The organism is Treponema endosymbiont of Eucomonympha sp. (genome assembly GCF_001028545.1).
In genome coordinates this window covers 1-665 of sequence record NZ_BBPW01000382.1, presented here as the reverse complement: position 1 = coordinate 665, position 665 = coordinate 1, and the positions used below count along the sequence as shown (strand labels likewise).

The 665-nt window shown below is 61.1% G+C and carries 1 pseudogene; it reads left to right on the top strand.

Annotation, left to right across the window (positions count from 1 at the left end):
• A pseudogene (locus AWU74_RS07195) lies at positions 1–605 on the top strand (type III PLP-dependent enzyme domain-containing protein); the annotation flags it as partial.
• Between the last annotated feature and the right edge of the window lie 60 nt (positions 606–665).

The window sequence follows — 665 nt, the reverse complement described above, 5'->3', positions numbered from 1 at the left end:
CGCCCGACCGCGTTTCCTACGGCAACACCATTAAGAAGGCGCAGCACGTCGCGTATTTCTATGAGCAGGGCGTGCGCATGTTCGCCACGGACAGCAAGGATGATTTGAAGAACATAGCCGCGCACGCGCCGTCCTCGCGCATATACGTGCGGATTCTGGTGGAGAACACCTCGTCGGCGGACTGGCCCCTGTCCCGCAAGTTCGGCTGCCACCCCGATATGGCATACGACCTGCTCGTCATGGCCCGGGACTGCGGACTGACGCCTTACGGCATATCGTTCCACGTGGGGAGCCAGCAGCGCGATATCGGGCAGTGGAACGACGCGCTCGCCAAAACGAAATATCTGTTCTCGTCGCTGGAGGAAGAGGAGAATATCCGCCTCACGATGATAAACATGGGCGGCGGCTTCCCCGCGCCGTACATTCAGCCGGCGAACGACCTGAGCGAGTACGCCTCTGAAATCTACCGCTATCTGTCGGACGACTTCGGCGACGCGATTCCGCATATCGTGCTGGAGCCCGGGCGCTCGCTTGTGGGGGACAGCGGCGTGCTGGTGTCGGAGGTGGTGCTCGTGTCGCGCAAGAACAACACGGCGCTCAACCGCTAGGTGTACCTCGACACGGGCAAGTTTAACGGGCTGATAGAGACGCTCGACGAGTCGATA